Genomic DNA, 17649 nt, shown 5'->3' on the forward strand with positions numbered 1-17649 from the left:
ACAAGCGTTCCATCCTACACAGGTGAATGTGTCAAACCAGCCCGGCCTCCTCAAGTAGCTGCTCAAGTGCAGCAAGGTCAGGCACCCGGGCAACCTGATCGCCCACCTGCACCGCCGCCAGCTCCAATGCTGCCAGCGGCACATCAACATAATTGAGTTGGCTGTCGAGTTTGCAAGAGCGCGGAATGCCTTGCACCAGCATGGCAATAAAACGCAGGCGGCTGCCGCCCAAGGCATTGAGCACCACAATCCGCGCCCGCTCACCGACCCGTACCTGACCGCCGCAGGCGGCCTCGAAGTTGAGCAGCGGCAAACGCTGATTACGCCAATCGATCCAGCCCAGCATCCATTGCGGTTGTTCAGGCGCCGGCAAGCCAGCCTGATAACCGATCAGCTCGGCCACCGCGACGTTGGGTAGCACCAGGCAGCGGTCATCCAGTGCCAGCAACAGCCCGGTGAGGCTGCTGCGCCGACCATTGCGGGCAGGTTGTTCAAGCATGGCGGGCACTCCACAGGGCAATGCTCTGCAGCAGCACAGACTCTTGATAGGGTTTGCCCAGGTAGTCGTTGACCCCGATGGACATGGCCCGGTCGCGGTGTTTCTGCCCGGTTCGCGAAGTAATCATGATGATCGGCAGGTCCTTGAGGTCCGGATCGTGACGCACCAGGGTGGCGACCTCAAAGCCATCCATGCGTGGCATTTCGATGTCCAGCAGCAGGACGTCCGGGCGGTGTTCCTGCAGCAGCGCCATGGCGTCGACGCCGTCTTTGGCGGTCAGCACGTTCATGCCGTGACGCTCAAGCAGACGGCCCGTCACTTTACGCACCGTCACCGAGTCATCCACCACCATTACCAGCAACGGCCGCTTCGGCGCCCGCTCGATCTGCTGTTGGCGCACGTAGGGGCTGCTGCCTGCTTGCTGCAGTACATGCCGCTGTTGCAAGCCGCGCAATTGTCCGGGCAGGTCGAGAATCAGCACGACCCGGCCGTCACCGAGCAAGGTCGCCCCGGACAGTCCCTGAACGCTGGCAAACTGCGGCCCCAGGCTTTTCACCACGATCTCGCGGCTGGCCGCCAGGCTGTCGACCTGAATCGCAAACTGCTGCTCATGCACATGCACCAGCAGTACCGGCAACGGCAGGCTCTGCCCAAGCAGGCGCGGTTGTACTGCACCCTGGAGCAGTTCACCCAGGTAACGCAGTTCGTAGCGATGCCCGGCGTATTCATAGTGCGGCGAGTCGAGTTGGTAACACGCCTCCAGCTCGGCAGGCGGTACCCGCACAATGCCCTCGATGGTGTTCAGCGGCACGGCATATTGTTCCTCGCCGTAGTGCACCATCAGGGCGCGGTTGACCGATACGGTGAACGGCAAGCGAATCAGAAAACGCGCGCCCTTGCCCGCACTGGACTCGATCACCATCGAGCCACCCAGCTGCTTGACCTCCTCATGGACCACGTCCATGCCCAGGCCGCGTCCGGAAATCTGGGTGATTTTCTCCGCCGTGGAGAAGCCCGGCTGGAGGATGAACTGCATCACCTCATGGTCGCTGAGCACCGCTGCCGGGTCGAGCAGCCCGCGCTTGATCGCCTTGCGTCGCACAGCATCCAGCGGCACACCGGCGCCGTCGTCGGTCATTTCGATGACGATGTCGGCGCCTTCGTGCAACAGGTTCAGCGAAATCAGCCCCTGCTCCGGCTTGCCCGCCGCCAGGCGCGCTTCGCGGGCTTCCAGGCCATGGTCGACGGCATTGCGCAGCATATGCTCCAGCGGCGCCACCATGCGCTCAAGCACACTGCGGTCCATCTCGCCTTCCGCATTGCCGACCACCAGCTCAACCTGCTTGCCCAACTCGCTGGCCACCTGCCGCACCACACGTTGCAAGCGCGGTACCAGGCGTTCGAATGGCACCATGCGCGTACGCATCAGGCCTTCCTGCAGGTCACTGTTGACCCGTCCTTGCTGCTGCAGCAGGCCCTGCGCTTCCTGGGCGCGGACGCTCAAGGTTTCCTTCAGATCAAGCAGGTCGGAGGCCGACTCGAACAAGGCCCGCGACAACTGCTGCAGTTGCGAATGGCGGTCCATTTCCAGCGGGTCGAAATCGTCGTAGACCTGACCATCGCCATCACCCGCCTGACGGCTGAGAATCCGCCCCTGGGTTTCGGTGTCCAGGCGGCGCAGCTGATCGCGCATGCGCTCCAGCGTGGTTTCCATCTCGTTCAACGCCACTTGCGCGTCATTGACCTGCTGTTCGATGCGCCCGCGGATGATCGAGTGCTCGCTGGCCAGGTTGCCCAGGTCATCGAGCAGTTCCGAGGCCACCTTGACCATGTCCACCGGCCCACGCTCCGGCACGGCCGCCGGCACTTCCAGCGGCGCCACATCAACCTGTGACTGATGTGCAGCGGTATCGGCCAGCGCTGCGCTACTGAAATTGCGGATGTAATCGATCAGCGCCGTCGCCGCGTGCAGCGGCTGTTGCAAGCGAACCGCGTCGAGCATGTGCGCCAGACGGTCATGGCAGTTCTGCAGCAAACTGAACAGCGCCGCACTGGGTTGCAGTTGCCCGGCCGCCAACAGCTCGTAGAGAAATTCCAGTTCATGGGCGAGGTCGCCAATCGGTGCGATCTCGACCATCCGCGCGCCCCCTTTGAGGGTATGCAGGTCGCGCAGCAGGTTCTCCACCTCGACGCTGTTGCGCGGCTCGGCCTGCCAACGCAGCAAGGCGGCCCCGGAGCTTTCGACAATGTCGAAAGATTCTTCGAGGAAGATCTCCAGCAGCTCTTTGTCCCCGGCTTCTTGCACCGGGTCGGCAACTTTGTCGGCGGCCACCGCCGGGGGCGCGTTATGCCGGTACTCGCGCAGCGCTGCCAACAACTCCACTGCCGCCACCGGTGAAGCACCGGCCTGCAACTGTTCAAGCATACGGGCCAGCTTGGCGTGGCTGCGCTCAAGCAGGGCATACAGCTCTGTTGTGGGAGAGAAGCGCCGATCAACCAGGCCTTCGTACAACAGCTCAAGCGCTTGAGCGAGCACCTCGACCGTGCCAATTGCCGCCATCTGCGCGCCGCCTTTGAGGGTCTGCAGGTCGCGTTGCAGCGATGACAGCGCCGAGGCATTGTCCGGCTCGCTGAGCCAACGCTGCAGCGCCTGATTGGCACTTTGCAGCAAGTCGCTGGCTTCTTCGAGAAACAGCTCAATCACTGCCGGATCGGTCGCCAGGGCTGCGGTTGCGGCGCCAAGATCGGCAATCTGCGCCTGACCATCCTGGTGGCTGATCAGGCCGGTTGCGTCTGGCGCCAAGGCTTCCTCAAGCAACTCGCGCAAGGCTTCCAGACGTTCCGGTCGCGGGTCCACTTCTTGCCCGGCGGCAAGCTGATCGAGCATGTCGATCAGCGCTTCATGGGCCAACTGCGCCTGTTCGAAAAAGCGCGCGCTGACCGCCAGGCTGCTTTCCTCGACCGCGCCGTACAGGTCCAGCAACGCCTCGCACAGTTCATCCACCTGCCACAAATCCGCCAGGTGCGCACTTTCGCCCAGTGTGGTCAGTTCATCGAGCAGCGCGCTGAGCTCCTGACGTTCGCCGGGGTGCTCTTGCCAGCGCAGCAACAGCGATTCGGCATCCAGCAAAATATCCATGCCCTGGGCGAGGAAGCTGGCGATCAACTGCGGGTCGCGCTTGATCCGCCCGCCTTGGCTTGGCGCCTGCAGCAATGCTTGCAGGCGTGCTTCCACCACTTGATGGATTTCGTCGATCAGGGTCGAGGCGCCTTTGATCGCCGCCAATGGCGCACTGGATAACTGCTCCAGGCCCCGACGCAGCAGCGGTTCGGCGCTTTCCAGCAGGTAGATTTCTTCCAGGTCGAAGGCCAACTGATGCGCCTTGAACTCGCGTGCCAGCAGATCGAGGGCCGCAGCCAGCTCTGCAATCGGCGCGACACCGGCCATCGCCGCACTGCCTTTGAGGGTATGGAAGGCGCGCTGCAAACTGTCGCTGACCGGCAGCGGCAACTGTTGATCGGCGGTTTCCAGAAAGCGCTCAAGGCTGGCCAGATGCCCGGCCGCCTCGTTGCGGAAAATCTCCAGCAACTGCGGGTCGATGGCTTCGTTGCTGTCCGCCTCATGGGGCGCGTCGTTCATGGCCAAGGCATGCAGGTGCTGCGCCAGCTGTTGGACATCACTGGACACTTGCGCCTGGCCATTGGCGAAGGCCGCCAACAGACCGGGAATCAGGTCCAGCGCCTGCTGCAGACTGGCCAACGGCGCCGCCGCCATTTCCACCCGGCCTTCCAGAACACGGTTAAGCAAATGCTCAGCGGCCCAGGCCAGCTCGGCCAAGCCTTGCGCCCAGACCATCCTGCCGCTGCCTTTGAGGGTATGCAGGCCTCGACGCACATCTACCAGTGCGTCGCGATCCGCGTGATTGGCCTGCCAGCGTGCCCACTGTTGGTTCAGCAGTGGCAGTAGCTCATCGGCCTCTTCAAGGAACACCTCGCGAAGCTCGTCATCGACCACCGGTGTTTCGACAACGGCGGCCTTGATTTCCACCGCTTCGGGCTCGGGCTCGGGCGCTGGTGCATAACCCAATGCGAGCAAGCTGGCCTGGGCCGCATCGAGAAACCGCCACGGATTGGCCTGAGCGTCGGCGGCCAGCCACTGCAAGTAGCATTCACCGGCACTCAAGGCATCGGCCAGGTGCGCCAAAGCCGTGTCATCCGGTGGCGCAGCGCCGAGCATGCGCCGCTGCATGAATTCGGCACAACCGCCCATCAACGCTGCGGCACGCGGCAACATCAGCATGGCCAAGGCACCGCGGATCTGATGCAGCAGGTTCGGTAGCACCAGCAAGCGCTGGGGTTGCCAGCCAGCATCGAGGCAATCGCCAATCTGGTCCTTGACCTGTTGCAACACCGCACGTGCTTCTTCGAGCACCAACTGACGGATTTCCGCCAGGTCAGTGCCGGGCAGCGAGCTCTGGTTCGGGTGCTGCTCCAGCGGTCCGACCATGCCCGCCAGCGTCGCCTCGACATACAGCAAGGCCCCGGCCACATCCATCAGCACGGCATCGTCGGCAACGCGCTGACCCTGGGCCAGGCTTTGCAACACCAGTACCTGATCGATGATCACCCGCCGCGGCTGGTTAAAGCCGAGCACCGCCAAGGTGTCGGCAATCTGCCGCAGGGGTGCCAGCAAGGGTTGCAAGTCGTCCAGACGCTGACGGTCGCTGCGTACGAACAGGTCCAGGCGCTCCTTCACCCGCATCAGGTCTTCACACAACGCGGCGACCACCGAGCGCAGGGCATCGCGGTCGGAGCCGGCCTGCAGACGCTCACGCAGGGAGCTCAACGACAAGTCGAGGTTGGCCATCTCTTCGGCGGCCACAGGCGCTGCATCCGACAGACTCCCCGGCGCCAGTGGCTCGGCACCGCGCTCGGCACGCAACTGGTTGAGCACCGGCAGCACCACCAGCGGCAGGTCGCTGCGGGCGCTACGCAGGCGCTCCAGGTACAGCGGCAACTGCTCAAGGCCGCGAAACAAAGCGCCCAGTGCTTCGCCGCGCTGGCTGACGCGCTTCTCTTTGAGCGCCAGCCCCAACTGCTCAAGCTCTCCGGCCAGAAACGCTGCGCCGCTGAGTTCGAGCATCACCAGGCAGCCGTGCACCTGATGCAGGTTATCGATGAACCCGGCCAGGTCGTCTTCGTCGCCAGGTTCGGCACAAAAATGCTCCAGCGCCAGCCGCGCCTGCGCCAGGCAGTCTTCGATGGCGCCTTTGACCCAGGCCAGGGCTACCGTATCGCGCCGCTCAGCCATATTTGCTCCCGTAGCCATGCTCACCTGCAGGCGCTCAACGTGGTGGTGTCGGTGGCAAGGTAAAACCGGACACCGAACGGCGCATTTCACTGGCCATACGTGCCAGGTTGCCAATGCTTTCAGCGGTTGCGTTGGAACCGGCTGAGGTCTGCGAGGTGATCTGCTGGATAACCGCCATGGTATGCGAGATCTGCCCGGCCGATGAGGTCTGGAGCTGGGCGGCATCGGAGATGCTGTGGATCAGTTCGGCGAGGGTCTGCGATACCCCTTCGATTTCTTCCAGGGCAACCCCGGCGTCCTGCGCCAGGCGGGCACCTCGTACCACTTCGGCGGTGGTCTGCTCCATGGAGATGACCGCCTCGTTAGTGTCGGTCTGAATGGTGCGCACCAACGCTTCAATCTGCCGGGTGGCCGACGATGAGCGCTCTGCCAGGCGCTGCACCTCGTCGGCCACCACGGCGAAGCCGCGCCCGGCCTCACCGGCCAGCGACGCCTGAATCGCGGCGTTGAGGGCGAGGATGTTGGTCTGGTCGGCAATGTCATCGATCAGGCTGACAATGTCGCCAATTTCCTGGGATGACTCGCCCAGGCGCTTGATCCGCTTGGCGGTGTCCTGGATCTGCTCGCGAATGTTGTCCATGCCGTGGATGGTGTTGTGCACCACCTCGTTACCCTTGTTGGCAATGGCCACGGAGCGCTCGGCTACTTTCGCCGACTCGTAGGCGTGGGTAGACACCCGGTCGATCGACTCGGCCATGTCCCCCACCGCCACCGATGCCTCGGTAATCTGTTCAGCCTGATGCTCCGAGGCCTTAGCCAACTGGTGCGCGGTGTTCTGGGTGTCCTGCACGGCGCTGGCCACTTCCTCGGCACTGAGGTTGATGGTGGCAACCAGATCGCGCAGTTGGTCGATGGAGTAATTGATCGAGTCGGCAATCGCACCGGTGAAGTCTTCGGTGACCGACACCATCACCGTCAGGTCGCCATCAGCCAGGTCCTCTATTTCATCCAGCAGGCGCATGATCGCTTGCTGGTTGCGCTCGTTCATCTGCGCGGTTTCACGCAACTGCCGATGCGTCTCACGCACCATCACCAGGCCAATCAGAATGATCGAGGCCAGCGCCAGCAGGCCCAGCACATAGCCGCCGACGGTATCCAGGGTGCGCCCGCCGGCCAGGTTCTCAAAGCCGTTGGCCAGGCGCGAGGCCTCGTCGAGCAGGGTCTGCGACTGATTGAAGATGTTCCCGGCGGCCTCGCGTACCCGGAACAGCTCTGGCGAGGTTTCGAGAATTTCGTCCACCGAACCGGCAACGAACTGGAACAGCTCGGCAATCTCTGCCAGGCGTGCCCGGGCATCCGGGTCCTGAACGCGAGTGACCTGGATGCTCGGGTTGCCGCTGAGCATGCCTTCAAGCACCTGACCGAAGCGGCTGGCGTCACGCCCGAAGGCATCTGCCGCCTGCACCGAGGTTTCATCACCGGCCAGCACTGTGTTCACCGAGCCGAGGATGCGCTCGGCAAGCAGCGACTGGCGTTGAGCTACCACCACTTGATTGGCCGGTGCTCCGCTCTGCAGCAGGATTTCCACGACTTTCTCGTATTCCACCTGAAGCTGCGGCACCGTCTCAGCCAGAGTCGCGGCAACTTGATGCAACGACAGCACCGTTTGTTCGCTGGCCAGAATGGTATCGGTGTTCTTGCGCAGGCCTTCCCAGTCGCGCAGTACGGCATCCATTTCATTGCGCACTGCCGGTGGTGCGGCAGGCAAGCCGGTGGCAGCATCGCCCTTCTTCAGATACCCCCAGCGCTGCTCAAAATCGTTACGCGCCTCACTCAGCAGCCGAAACGCGCGGGCCTTGCCCGCTGCTGCTTCGGTGGCGTTCTTGGCAATGCGCTGGGACAGCACCCGCAGCTCACCGGCATGGCCGATGTACTGCTTGTCATAGTTGGCCTGAGTATTGAGATAGGCAAAATTGGCGAACAGCAGGATGATCGACAGGATCAGCACGACGAACAACGCCGCGATCCGTGCGCTGCTGCGCGAGCCTGGGGTCGAAGAAGCCGTGGTGGTCTTGGTCATGAATCTGGCATTCCTTTACAGCGCCACGTCGAGAAAGCCCGGCGCCTGGGCCAAGGCCAGCGGGCTGAAAATGGCCCAGCAGCGTTGCTGCTGGAAATGACCCTGAACAAAGGGTTCCGCCCCGCTCAGCAAGGGATCGGGCGGCGACAGTTCAAGGCTGTGCAGGGGAAAATGCTGCAACCCCAGCACCTCATCGACCAGCAAGCCGGCAAACAGCTCCTCCTGATCGAGCACCAGCACCCGGCGTTGCTTGCGTGGCGCCGACAAGCCCAGGCCAAAAAAGCCGCACAGGTCCATGACCGGCAACAACCGCCCGCGCAGGTTAGCCACACCACTGACCCAGGGTTTTACCCCGGGAATCCGGCTCAGGCGCGGCTCATGCAAAACTTCGGCAACCTCGCCCATCGGTGCGACGAACCACTGCTCACCGATGCGAAAGCCAATACCGCTCCAGCTCTGCAACCGGGTTTCCTGCAACGGCAGGTCCGCCGCCAGCAGCCGGCAGCGCCGGTCGATATCCAGCAGCAGCTCGAACGCCGTCAGCGACTCGCCCATCGGCCGGGTGGTCAACCTTTGAGGACGCCGTTGAGCACTTTGATCAAGGTTTCTTCATCCACCGGCTTGGTCAGGTAGTCGCTGGCGCCCTGGCGCTTGCCCCAGACCTTGTCGGTTTCCTGATCCTTGGTGGTGACAATGATCACCGGGATGGCAGCGGTTTCCGGGTCTTTGCTGAGCTGGCGGGTGGCCTGGAAACCGTTGACCCCTGGCATGACGATATCCATCAGCACCGCGTCAGGCTTTTCATGACGCGCCAACGCCACGCCATCGGCGCCGTTTTCGGCTTTGAGCACCTGATGCCCGTGTTTTTCGAGCATTCCGGTCAGTTTGTACATTTCGGTCGGCGAATCGTCGACGATCAGAACTCGGGCCATGCTGTTCCCCATCAAAAGACTGGACGTCGCTGCCGCGGCGCGGCGTCAAGGTGCGTGTTGTTCTTCTGCGGCGAACCCGGGCACGTGCGCCCTGATTGCATCCAGCAGTTCTTCCTTGCTGAAAGGCTTGGTTAAAAATTGATCAGAGCCAACCACGCGGCCTCTGGCCTTGTCGAACAGACCGTCACGGGACGACAGGAGGATCACCGGGGTGTCCTTGAAGACGCTGTTGTGCTTGATCAGTGCGCAGGTCTGGTAACCATCCAGACGTGGCATCAGCACGTCGACAAAGATGATCTGCGGATGCTGGTCGACGATCTTGGCCAGCGCATCAAAGCCGTCGGTGGCCGTGATGACCTCGCAGCCGGCTTCACTGAGCAACATTTGTGCGGTGCGACGGATCGTTTTCGAATCATCGATGACCATCACCTTCAGTGCCGCGCCGGGCTGTTCCATAATTGCTCTACCATCGCTGCTCGCTATGAGCGGCAAGCTGTAAGATTCAAGCTTCTGGCTTGCAGCTGGAGACGACCGTGCAGGCCACGTGCCAGGCCTTTTTAGCACACTCTGGGGGTGCATTCCATCGGCCCGCGCCACGGCCGGTTGAGTCATCGCCCAAGATGCGTTTTTCCCTTGACCGCCAGCGTTGCGAGCGCCACCCTGACGCCACTTTTCATTTGAGCCAACGCGGCACACTGCCGCCAGAGGATATAGCCCATGAGCGTTCGCCTCGGGATTGTCATGGACCCCATTGCGCGCATCTCCTATAAAAAGGACAGCTCGCTGGCCATGCTGCTTGCCGCCCAGGAGCGCGGCTGGTCGCTGTTCTACATGGAGCAGCAAGACCTCTATCAGGGCAAGGGCCAGGCCCGCGCGCGGATGCGCCCGCTGAAGGTGTTCGCCGACCCTGAGCACTGGTTCGAGATTGAAGCCGAACAAGACTGCGCCCTGAGCGATCTGGACGTGATCCTGATGCGCAAGGATCCGCCGTTCGACATGGAATTCGTCTACAGCACCTATTTGCTGGAACAGGCCGAAGCGGATGGCGTGCTGGTGGTCAACCGCCCGCAAAGCCTGCGTGACTGCAACGAAAAGCTGTTCGCCACCCTGTTCCCGCAGTGCACGCCGCCAACCCTGGTCAGCCGTCGCCCGGACATCATTCGCGAATTCGCCGCCGAGCATGGCGATGTGATCCTCAAGCCGCTGGACGGCATGGGCGGCACGTCGATCTTCCGCCACCGCGTGGGCGACCCGAACCTCTCGGTGATTCTCGAAACCCTGACCGCACTTGGCGCGCAGCAGATCATGGCGCAAGCCTACCTGCCGGCGATCAAAGACGGTGACAAGCGCATCCTGATGATCGATGGCGAGCCGGTGCCTTACTGCCTGGCGCGGATTCCGGCCAGTGGCGAAACCCGTGGCAACCTGGCCGCTGGCGGGCGTGGCGAAGCGCGTCCATTGACCGACCGTGACCGCTGGATCGCTGAACAGGTCGGCCCGACCCTGCGCGAAAAAGGCCTGCTGTTCGTTGGCCTGGACGTGATCGGCGAGCACCTGACCGAAATCAACGTCACCAGCCCGACCTGCATCCGCGAAATCGACAACGCCTTTGGCACCCGCATTGGCGTGCAGTTGATGGACGCCATTGATCGCAAGCTCAAAGCGCGCTGACAGCCGACGCGGAGCAACTGCCCAGAGTGGGGTATCATGCCGGTCGTTTTTTTGACCTGCGCACCCACTCTGGCGGTTTTCCCCGAGCCTTGTGGTTGCTGGATACCTGATGACGCTGCCTGCTGACATCCCTGCCGACTTCAACCCGCCCCGCGTTCGCCCGGCGGATCGGCTCGGCTTTACCCTGTTTATGGCAGCCTTGGTACACCTGGCGCTGATTCTCGGTGTGGGCTTTACCATGACCAAGCCGGAGGAAATCCGCCGGACCATGGAAATCACCCTGGCGACGTTCAAAAGCGAGAAGGCACCGGAAAAGGCTGACTTTCTGGCTCAGGATAACCAGCAAGGCAGCGGCACCCTGGACAAGAAGGCGGTGCCGAAAACCACCGAAGTCGCACCATTTCAGGACAGCAAGATCAACAAGGTAACACCGCCCCCGGCCGCCAAGCCGGAGGTGAAGCCACAACCTGCACCACCCAAGGCGGTGGTCGCCACCCAGGCACCTAAACCGCAAAAAGTCGAAACACGGCCCAAAGAAGCCAAGCCGCAGCCTAAACCCAAGGCCGCAACCCCGGATTTTGACAGCTCGCAACTGTCCAGCCAGATCGCCAGCCTTGAAGCCGAGCTTTCTCATGAGCAGCAGCTGTACGCAAAGCGTCCGCGTATTCACCGATTGAATGCCGCCTCGACCATGCGCGACAAAGGCGCCTGGTACAAAGACGAATGGCGCAAGAAGGTCGAGCGTATTGGCAACCTCAACTACCCCGACGAAGCCCGCCGTCAGCAAATCTACGGCAGCCTGCGGCTAATGGTCTCGATCAACCGCGATGGCTCGCTGTATGAGGTGTTGGTGCTGGAGTCTTCCGGACAGCCGCTGCTCGACCAGGCCGCCCAGCGCATCGTCCGCCTGGCGGCGCCCTTTGCACCCTTCACCGGTGATTTGGCCGACATCGACCGCCTGGAAATCATCCGCACCTGGCGCTTCGCCCGCGGCGACCGCCTGTCCAGCAACTAACTGTAGGAGCGGGCTTGCCCCGCGATGCGGTTTACCTGACAGACCGCTATCGCGGGGCAAGCCCGCTCCCACCTAGAACTCCGCGAAGCCAGCACGAGCCCACAAAACAAACATGCTTCAGGCTTGTCAGTCCGGCGCCCCGACGCCACACTAATAGCCATGAAAAACCTCAGCCCGAGTTACCTCAAGCATCAGTTCCTGATTGCCATGCCGCACATGGCCGATCCGAACTTCGCGCATACCTTGACCTACATCGTCGAACACAACGCCAATGGCGCGATGGGGCTGGTGGTCAATCGGCCTCAGGAGCTGAACCTGGCCGATATCCTCGAACAACTGCGCCCGGACGTCGAGCCGCCAGCAGGCTGCATCCAGATGCCGATCTACATGGGCGGCCCGGTACAAACCGACCGCGGTTTTGTCCTGCACACCAGTGACAAGAGCTTTCAGGCCACTGTCGAACTCAATGGCTTGTCGCTGACCACCTCCCAGGATGTGCTGTTCGCCCTCGCTGATGGCGTTGGCCCCAAGCAAAGCCTGATCACCCTGGGCTATGCCGGCTGGGAAGCCGGGCAACTGGAGGCTGAACTGGCCGACAATGCCTGGCTCAACTGCCCGTTCGACCCTGAAATCATCTTCGGCATGGCCTGCGAGCAGCGTCTGGCCGCAGCAGCAGCGAGCCTGGGCATCAATCTGAGCCTGCTCACCAGCCAGGCGGGGCACGCCTGATGGCCGAACTGCGACTGCTGCTGGGTTTTGACTACGGCACCAAACAGATCGGCGTGGCCGTTGGCCAGGTGGTCACCGGCCAGGCCCGCGAGCTGTGCACGCTCAAAGCGCAAAACGGTGCCCCGGACTGGGCCCAGGTGGAAAAACTGATAAAGGAATGGCAACCCGATGCCATCGTCGTTGGCCTGCCGTTGAACATGGACGGCACCCCCAGCGAAATGAGTGCCCGCGCCGAGAAGTTCGCCCGGCGCCTCAACGGCCGCTTCAACTTGCCCGTGCACACCCACGACGAACGCCTGACCACCTTCGAAGCCAAGGGCGAGCGTATGGCCCGCGGCGGCCAACGTGGCAGTTACCGCGACAACCCGGTCGACGCTATTGCCGCCGCCCTGCTGCTGCAAGGCTGGCTGGAGGCCAATACCGGGCAATCCTGATCATCGGATTCAAGCCGGGGTAGCGCTACGCCCCCGGCCTCTTGAGGAGCAAGCATGAGCCTACCCAATCCCGCCGAACTGATCCGGCAGATGGCTGTCGACCTTCGTGCCCACCTGGCCCGGCGCAATATCAGCGAACCACGCTTTATCGGCATTCGTACCGGTGGCATCTGGGTTGCCCAGGCCCTGCTGGAAGAACTGGGCAGCGACGAGCCACTCGGCACCCTGGATGTTTCCTTCTATCGCGATGACTTCAGTCAAAACGGTCTGCACCCGCAAGTGCGACCCTCGGACCTGCCGTTCGAGATCGAGGGCCAGCACCTGATTCTGGTGGACGACGTACTGATGAGCGGTCGCACCATCCGTGCGGCGCTCAACGAATTGTTCGATTATGGCCGTCCGGCCAGTGTGACCCTGGTGTGCCTGCTCGATCTGGATGCCGGCGAATTGCCAATCCGCCCGAATGTGGTCGGCGCGACCCTGTCGCTGGCGGCCCATGAACGGGTAAAATTGACCGGACCCGCACCGCTCGCCCTCGAGCGCCAGGACCTCGCCTCCGCTTCCGCACTTTAAGAGTCCCTCGCGATGACGCCAATCGACGCCAAGCGCCCGCTGCAGCTCAATGATCAGGGCCAGCTGCGCCACTTTCTCTCGCTCGACGGTTTGCCCCGCGAACTGCTGACCGAAATCCTCGACACCGCCGACTCCTTCCTGGAAGTCGGCGCCAGGGCCGTCAAGAAGGTTCCGTTGCTGCGCGGCAAAACCGTCTGCAACGTGTTCTTCGAGAACTCCACCCGTACCCGCACCACCTTCGAACTGGCTGCCCAGCGGCTGTCGGCCGACGTGATCACCCTGAATGTGTCGACCTCCTCGACCAGCAAGGGCGAAACCCTGTTCGACACCTTGCGCAACCTTGAAGCCATGGCCGCCGACATGTTCGTGGTGCGCCATGCCGATTCCGGCGCTGCGCACTTCATCGCCGAGCACGTATGCCCGGATGTCGCCATCATCAACGGTGGTGACGGCCGTCACGCCCACCCGACCCAGGGCATGCTCGACATGCTCACCATTCGTCGGCACAAAGGCGGCTTCGAGAATCTCTCGGTAGCCATCGTCGGCGACATCCTGCACTCGCGGGTGGCGCGCTCGAACATGCTCGCCCTGAAAACCCTGGGTTGCCCGGACATCCGCGTGATTGGCCCGAAAACCCTGCTGCCGATCGGTATCGAGCAGTACGGCGTGAAGGTCTACACCGACCTGGAACAAGGCCTCAAGGACGTTGACGTGGTGATCATGCTGCGCCTGCAGCGTGAGCGCATGGCCGGTGGCCTGTTGCCGAGCGAAGGTGAGTTCTATCGCCTGTTCGGCCTGACCACTGCGCGCCTGGCCGGGGCCAAGCCTGACGCCATCGTCATGCACCCGGGGCCGATCAACCGTGGTGTGGAAATTGAATCGGCGGTGGCCGACGGTGCCCACTCGGTGATCCTCAACCAGGTCACCTACGGTATCGCCGTGCGCATGGCGGTGCTGTCCATGGCCATGAGCGGGCAAACCGCCCAACGTCAATTCGAGCAGGAGAACGCCCAGTGACCCTCAGTATTCTCGGAGCCCGGGTCATTGACCCACTGAGCGGCCTGGACCAGACCACTGACCTGCACATCGATGCCGGTAAAATCGTTGCCATCGGCGCCGCCCCGGCAGGCTTCAAGCCTGCACGCAGCATCGATGCCCAGGGCCTGGTAGCCGCGCCTGGCCTGGTAGACCTCAACGTCGCCCTGCGCGAGCCGGGCTACAGCCGCAAGGGCAGCATTGCCAGCGAAACCCGCGCAGCCGCTGCGGGCGGTGTAACCAGCCTGTGCTGCCCACCGCAAACCAAGCCGGTGCTGGACACCTCGGCGGTCGCCGAACTGATCCTCGACCGCGCCCGCGAAGCCGGGCACAGCAAAGTGTTTCCGATTGGCGCTCTGAGCAAAGGCCTGGAAGGCGAGCAACTGGCCGAGCTGATTGCCCTGCGCGACGCGGGCTGCGTAGCGTTCGGCAATGGCCTCAACGCCTTTGGCAACAACCGCACCCTGGCACGCGCCCTGGAATACGCGGCAACCTTCGACCTGACCGTGATTTTCCACTCTCAGGACCGCGACCTGGCCCAGGGCGGCCTGGCCCATGAAGGCGCCATGGCCAGCTTCCTCGGCTTGCCAGGCATCCCGGAAACCGCCGAAACCGTGGCGCTGGCCCGCAACCTGTTGCTGGTCGAGCAGACTGGCGTACGCGCGCACTTCAGCCAGTTGACCAGTGCCCGTGGTGCACGTCTGATTGCCCAGGCTCAGGAACTAGGCCTGCCGGTCACCGCTGACGTCGCCCTGTACCAGCTGATCCTCACCGACGAGGCGCTGCGCGACTTCTCCAGCCTGTACCACGTGCAACCACCGCTGCGCACCCGTGCCGACCGCGACGGCCTGCGTGAAGCGGTGAAGTCCGGGGTGATCCAGGCTATCTCCAGCCACCACCAGCCGCACGAGCGCGATGCCAAGCTGGCGCCATTCGGGGCCACCGAGCCGGGCATCAGCAGCGTCGAGCTGTTGCTGCCGCTGGCCATGACCCTGGTGGAAGACGGCTTGCTCGACCTGCCGACTTTGTTGCAGCGTTTGTCTGCCGGCCCTGCCGACGCCCTGCGTCTGCCTGCGGGTCAACTGAAGGTAGGCGGTGCTGCCGACCTGGTGCTGTTCGATGCCAACGCCTCGACCGTAGCCGGTGAGCAATGGCGCTCCAAAGGCGATAACTGCCCGTTTATCGGCCACTGCCTGCCAGGCGCGGTGCGTTATACCTTGGTCGATGGCCACATCAGTCACGAGGCCTGATTTTCGCGAGGCAAGCCCGCTCCTACCGCTTACCGTAGGAGCGGGCTTGCCCCGCGATGCATTCAACCGCTCATCCCCCAAGGTTGAAATCCTTCCCTGCACCCCCATATGAGTCTGCATCGGCATTTTCGCCCCGCTGCGTGGAGACTCTCCCTTGACCACTATCGTTTCAGTTCGCCGCCACGGCAAAGTCGTCATGGGCGGCGACGGCCAGGTTTCTCTCGGCAATACCGTGATGAAAGGCAACGCCAAAAAGGTTCGCCGTCTGTACCACGGTCAGGTCATCGCTGGTTTCGCCGGTGCCACCGCCGACGCATTCACCCTGTTCGAACGTTTTGAAGGCCAGCTGGAAAAGCACCAGGGCCACCTGATCCGTGCCGCCGTCGAGCTGGCCAAAGAATGGCGTACCGATCGCTCCCTGAGCCGCCTGGAAGCCATGCTGGCGGTCGCCAACAAGGACGCTTCGCTGATCATCACCGGCAACGGTGACGTGGTCGAACCCGAAGACGGCCTGATTGCCATGGGTTCCGGTGGCGCCTATGCCCAGGCTGCGGCCCGCGCCCTGCTGCAAAAAACCGACCTCTCGGCGCGTGAAATTGCCGAGACCGCCCTGAACATCGCCGGTGACATCTGTGTGTTCACCAACCACAACCTGACTATCGAGGAGCAGGACCTGGCCGAGTAAGTCAGCTGTTCTGGCGCCTGGCCCCGGTGGCCAGGCTTTTCCACGCTGACTTATCGAGCCCAAGGACCATCACTACCATGTCCATGACCCCCCGCGAAATCGTCCACGAACTCAACCGCCACATCATTGGCCAGGACGACGCCAAGCGCGCCGTCGCCATTGCCCTGCGTAACCGCTGGCGGCGCATGCAGCTGCCTGCCGAGCTGCGCGTTGAAGTCACCCCCAAGAACATTCTGATGATCGGCCCGACCGGCGTCGGCAAAACCGAAATCGCCCGTCGTCTGGCCAAGTTGGCCAATGCGCCGTTCATCAAGGTCGAAGCGACCAAGTTCACCGAAGTCGGCTACGTTGGCCGTGACGTCGAGTCGATCATCCGTGATCTGGCCGATGCCGCCATCAAGATGCTCCGCGAACAGGAAATCATCCGTGTCGGCCACCGCGCCGAAGACGCTGCCGAAGAGCGCATCCTCGACGCCCTGCTGCCGCAAGCACGGGTCAGCAGCTTCGCTGAAGAAGCCGCACAGACCAGCAGCGATTCCAACACCCGCCAGCTGTTCCGCAAACGTCTGCGCGAAGGCCAGCTGGACGACAAGGAAATCGAGATCGAAGTGGCCGAAGCCATGGGCGTCGACATTTCCGCGCCGCCTGGCATGGAAGAGATGACCAACCAGCTGCAGAACCTGTTTGCCAACATGGGCAAGGGTAAGCGCAAGAGCCGCAAGCTGAAGGTCAAAGAAGCACTGAAAATGGTGCGTGACGAAGAAGCCAGCCGCCTGGTCAACGAAGACGAACTCAAAGCCAAGGCCCTGGAAGCGGTCGAGCAGCACGGCATTGTGTTCATCGACGAAATCGACAAGGTGGCCAAGCGTGGCAACGTGGGCGGCGCCGACGTTTCGCGTGAAGGCGTACAGCGCGACCTGCTGCCGCTGATCGAAGGCTGCACGGTGAACACCAAGCTGGGCATGGTCAAGACTGACCACATCCTGTTCATCGCCTCCGGTGCCTTCCACCTGAGCAAGCCAAGCGACCTGGTGCCTGAGCTGCAAGGCCGTCTGCCGATCCGCGTTGAACTCAAGGCCCTGAGCCCGGAAGACTTCGAGCGCATCCTCAGCGAGCCGCACGCCTCGCTGACCGAGCAATACCGCGAGCTGCTCAAGACCGAAGGCCTGCACATCGAGTTCGCGCCTGAAGGTATCAAGCGCCTGGCTGAGATCGCCTGGCAGGTCAACGAAAAAACCGAGAACATCGGTGCCCGTCGCCTGCACACCTTGCTCGAGCGTCTGCTCGAAGAGGTGTCGTTCAGCGCCGGTGACCTGGCCAGCGCCCACAACGAAGCGCCGATCCGTATCGACGCCGAGTACGTCAACAGCCACCTCGGCGAACTGGCGCAGAACGAAGACCTGTCGCGCTATATTCTGTAACTGAGCTGCAAGCT

Annotated in this window: 15 protein-coding genes; 9 read left to right on the forward strand and 6 right to left on the reverse strand. The window is 62.8% G+C overall.

Translation table 11 applies throughout. The annotated features are described in order from the left end of the window. Positions 1-31: 31 nt before the first annotated feature. From ACVWSC_RS26805 to pilG, 6 genes are read right to left on the reverse strand one after another with little or no spacing between them, the layout of a single operon-like run. Positions 32-499: a chemotaxis protein CheW gene (locus ACVWSC_RS26805; protein WP_442110361.1), complete on the reverse strand. Its 468-nt coding sequence runs from the start codon at positions 497-499 to the stop codon at positions 32-34. Further along, the gene (locus tag ACVWSC_RS26810) at positions 492-5828 is read right to left on the reverse strand and encodes a hybrid sensor histidine kinase/response regulator (protein ID WP_442110363.1); all 5337 of its coding nucleotides are present in this window, start codon (positions 5826-5828) and stop codon (positions 492-494) included. The genes ACVWSC_RS26805 and ACVWSC_RS26810 overlap by 8 nt, the downstream gene beginning before the upstream one ends. A 16-nt stretch (positions 5829-5844) precedes the next feature. Next, on the reverse strand, positions 5845-7890 hold the full coding sequence (locus tag ACVWSC_RS26815) for a methyl-accepting chemotaxis protein (protein WP_442110365.1): 2046 nt from the start codon (positions 7888-7890) through the stop codon (positions 5845-5847). 15 nt (positions 7891-7905) lie between these two features. After that, positions 7906-8460: a chemotaxis protein CheW gene (locus ACVWSC_RS26820; RefSeq protein ID WP_442110367.1), complete on the reverse strand. Its 555-nt coding sequence runs from the start codon at positions 8458-8460 to the stop codon at positions 7906-7908. After that, positions 8457-8822, reverse strand: a complete 366-nt coding sequence (pilH, locus tag ACVWSC_RS26825; RefSeq protein WP_038615379.1) for a twitching motility response regulator PilH — start codon at positions 8820-8822, stop codon at positions 8457-8459. Before pilH ends, ACVWSC_RS26820 begins: the two co-directional genes overlap by 4 nt. Positions 8823-8867: 45 nt before the next feature. Then, positions 8868-9278, reverse strand: a complete 411-nt coding sequence (gene pilG, locus ACVWSC_RS26830) for a twitching motility response regulator PilG (protein ID WP_133211362.1) — start codon at positions 9276-9278, stop codon at positions 8868-8870. A 261-nt stretch (positions 9279-9539) separates the two neighbouring features. On the opposite strand from pilG, the gene gshB reads away from it, so the two are divergent. The 9 genes from gshB (at position 9540) to hslU (ending at position 17635) form a co-directional block, all read left to right on the forward strand. After that, complete coding sequence (gshB, locus tag ACVWSC_RS26835; protein ID WP_442110370.1) at positions 9540-10493, forward strand: glutathione synthase; 954 nt, start codon at positions 9540-9542, stop codon at positions 10491-10493. Positions 10494-10602: 109 nt separating this feature from the next. Further along, entirely contained in the window at positions 10603-11508 is a 906-nt protein-coding gene (locus ACVWSC_RS26840; protein WP_442110372.1) for an energy transducer TonB, read from the forward strand. Positions 11509-11667: 159 nt separating this feature from the next. Then, a complete protein-coding gene (locus ACVWSC_RS26845; RefSeq protein ID WP_442110374.1) occupies positions 11668-12237 on the forward strand; it encodes a YqgE/AlgH family protein in 570 nt (189 codons plus the stop codon). Beyond that, complete coding sequence (gene ruvX, locus ACVWSC_RS26850; RefSeq protein WP_128321645.1) at positions 12237-12671, forward strand: Holliday junction resolvase RuvX; 435 nt, start codon at positions 12237-12239, stop codon at positions 12669-12671. Before ACVWSC_RS26845 ends, ruvX begins: the two co-directional genes overlap by 1 nt. 54 nt (positions 12672-12725) lie before the next feature. Further along, positions 12726-13244: a bifunctional pyr operon transcriptional regulator/uracil phosphoribosyltransferase PyrR gene (pyrR, locus tag ACVWSC_RS26855; protein ID WP_442110376.1), complete on the forward strand. Its 519-nt coding sequence runs from the start codon at positions 12726-12728 to the stop codon at positions 13242-13244. A 12-nt stretch (positions 13245-13256) separates the two neighbouring features. After that, on the forward strand, positions 13257-14261 hold the full coding sequence (locus tag ACVWSC_RS26860; protein WP_442110378.1) for an aspartate carbamoyltransferase catalytic subunit: 1005 nt from the start codon (positions 13257-13259) through the stop codon (positions 14259-14261). After that, positions 14258-15529, forward strand: a complete 1272-nt coding sequence (locus tag ACVWSC_RS26865) for a dihydroorotase (protein ID WP_442110380.1) — start codon at positions 14258-14260, stop codon at positions 15527-15529. Before ACVWSC_RS26860 ends, ACVWSC_RS26865 begins: the two co-directional genes overlap by 4 nt. A gap of 154 nt (positions 15530-15683) precedes the next feature. Then, the gene (gene hslV / locus ACVWSC_RS26870) at positions 15684-16214 is read left to right on the forward strand and encodes an ATP-dependent protease subunit HslV (protein WP_028945572.1); all 531 of its coding nucleotides are present in this window, start codon (positions 15684-15686) and stop codon (positions 16212-16214) included. 77 nt (positions 16215-16291) lie between these two features. Next, the gene (hslU, locus tag ACVWSC_RS26875) at positions 16292-17635 is read left to right on the forward strand and encodes an ATP-dependent protease ATPase subunit HslU (protein WP_442110382.1); all 1344 of its coding nucleotides are present in this window, start codon (positions 16292-16294) and stop codon (positions 17633-17635) included. Positions 17636-17649: the final 14 nt, after the last annotated feature.

This window comes from Pseudomonas sp. NUPR-002 (assembly GCF_056322725.1).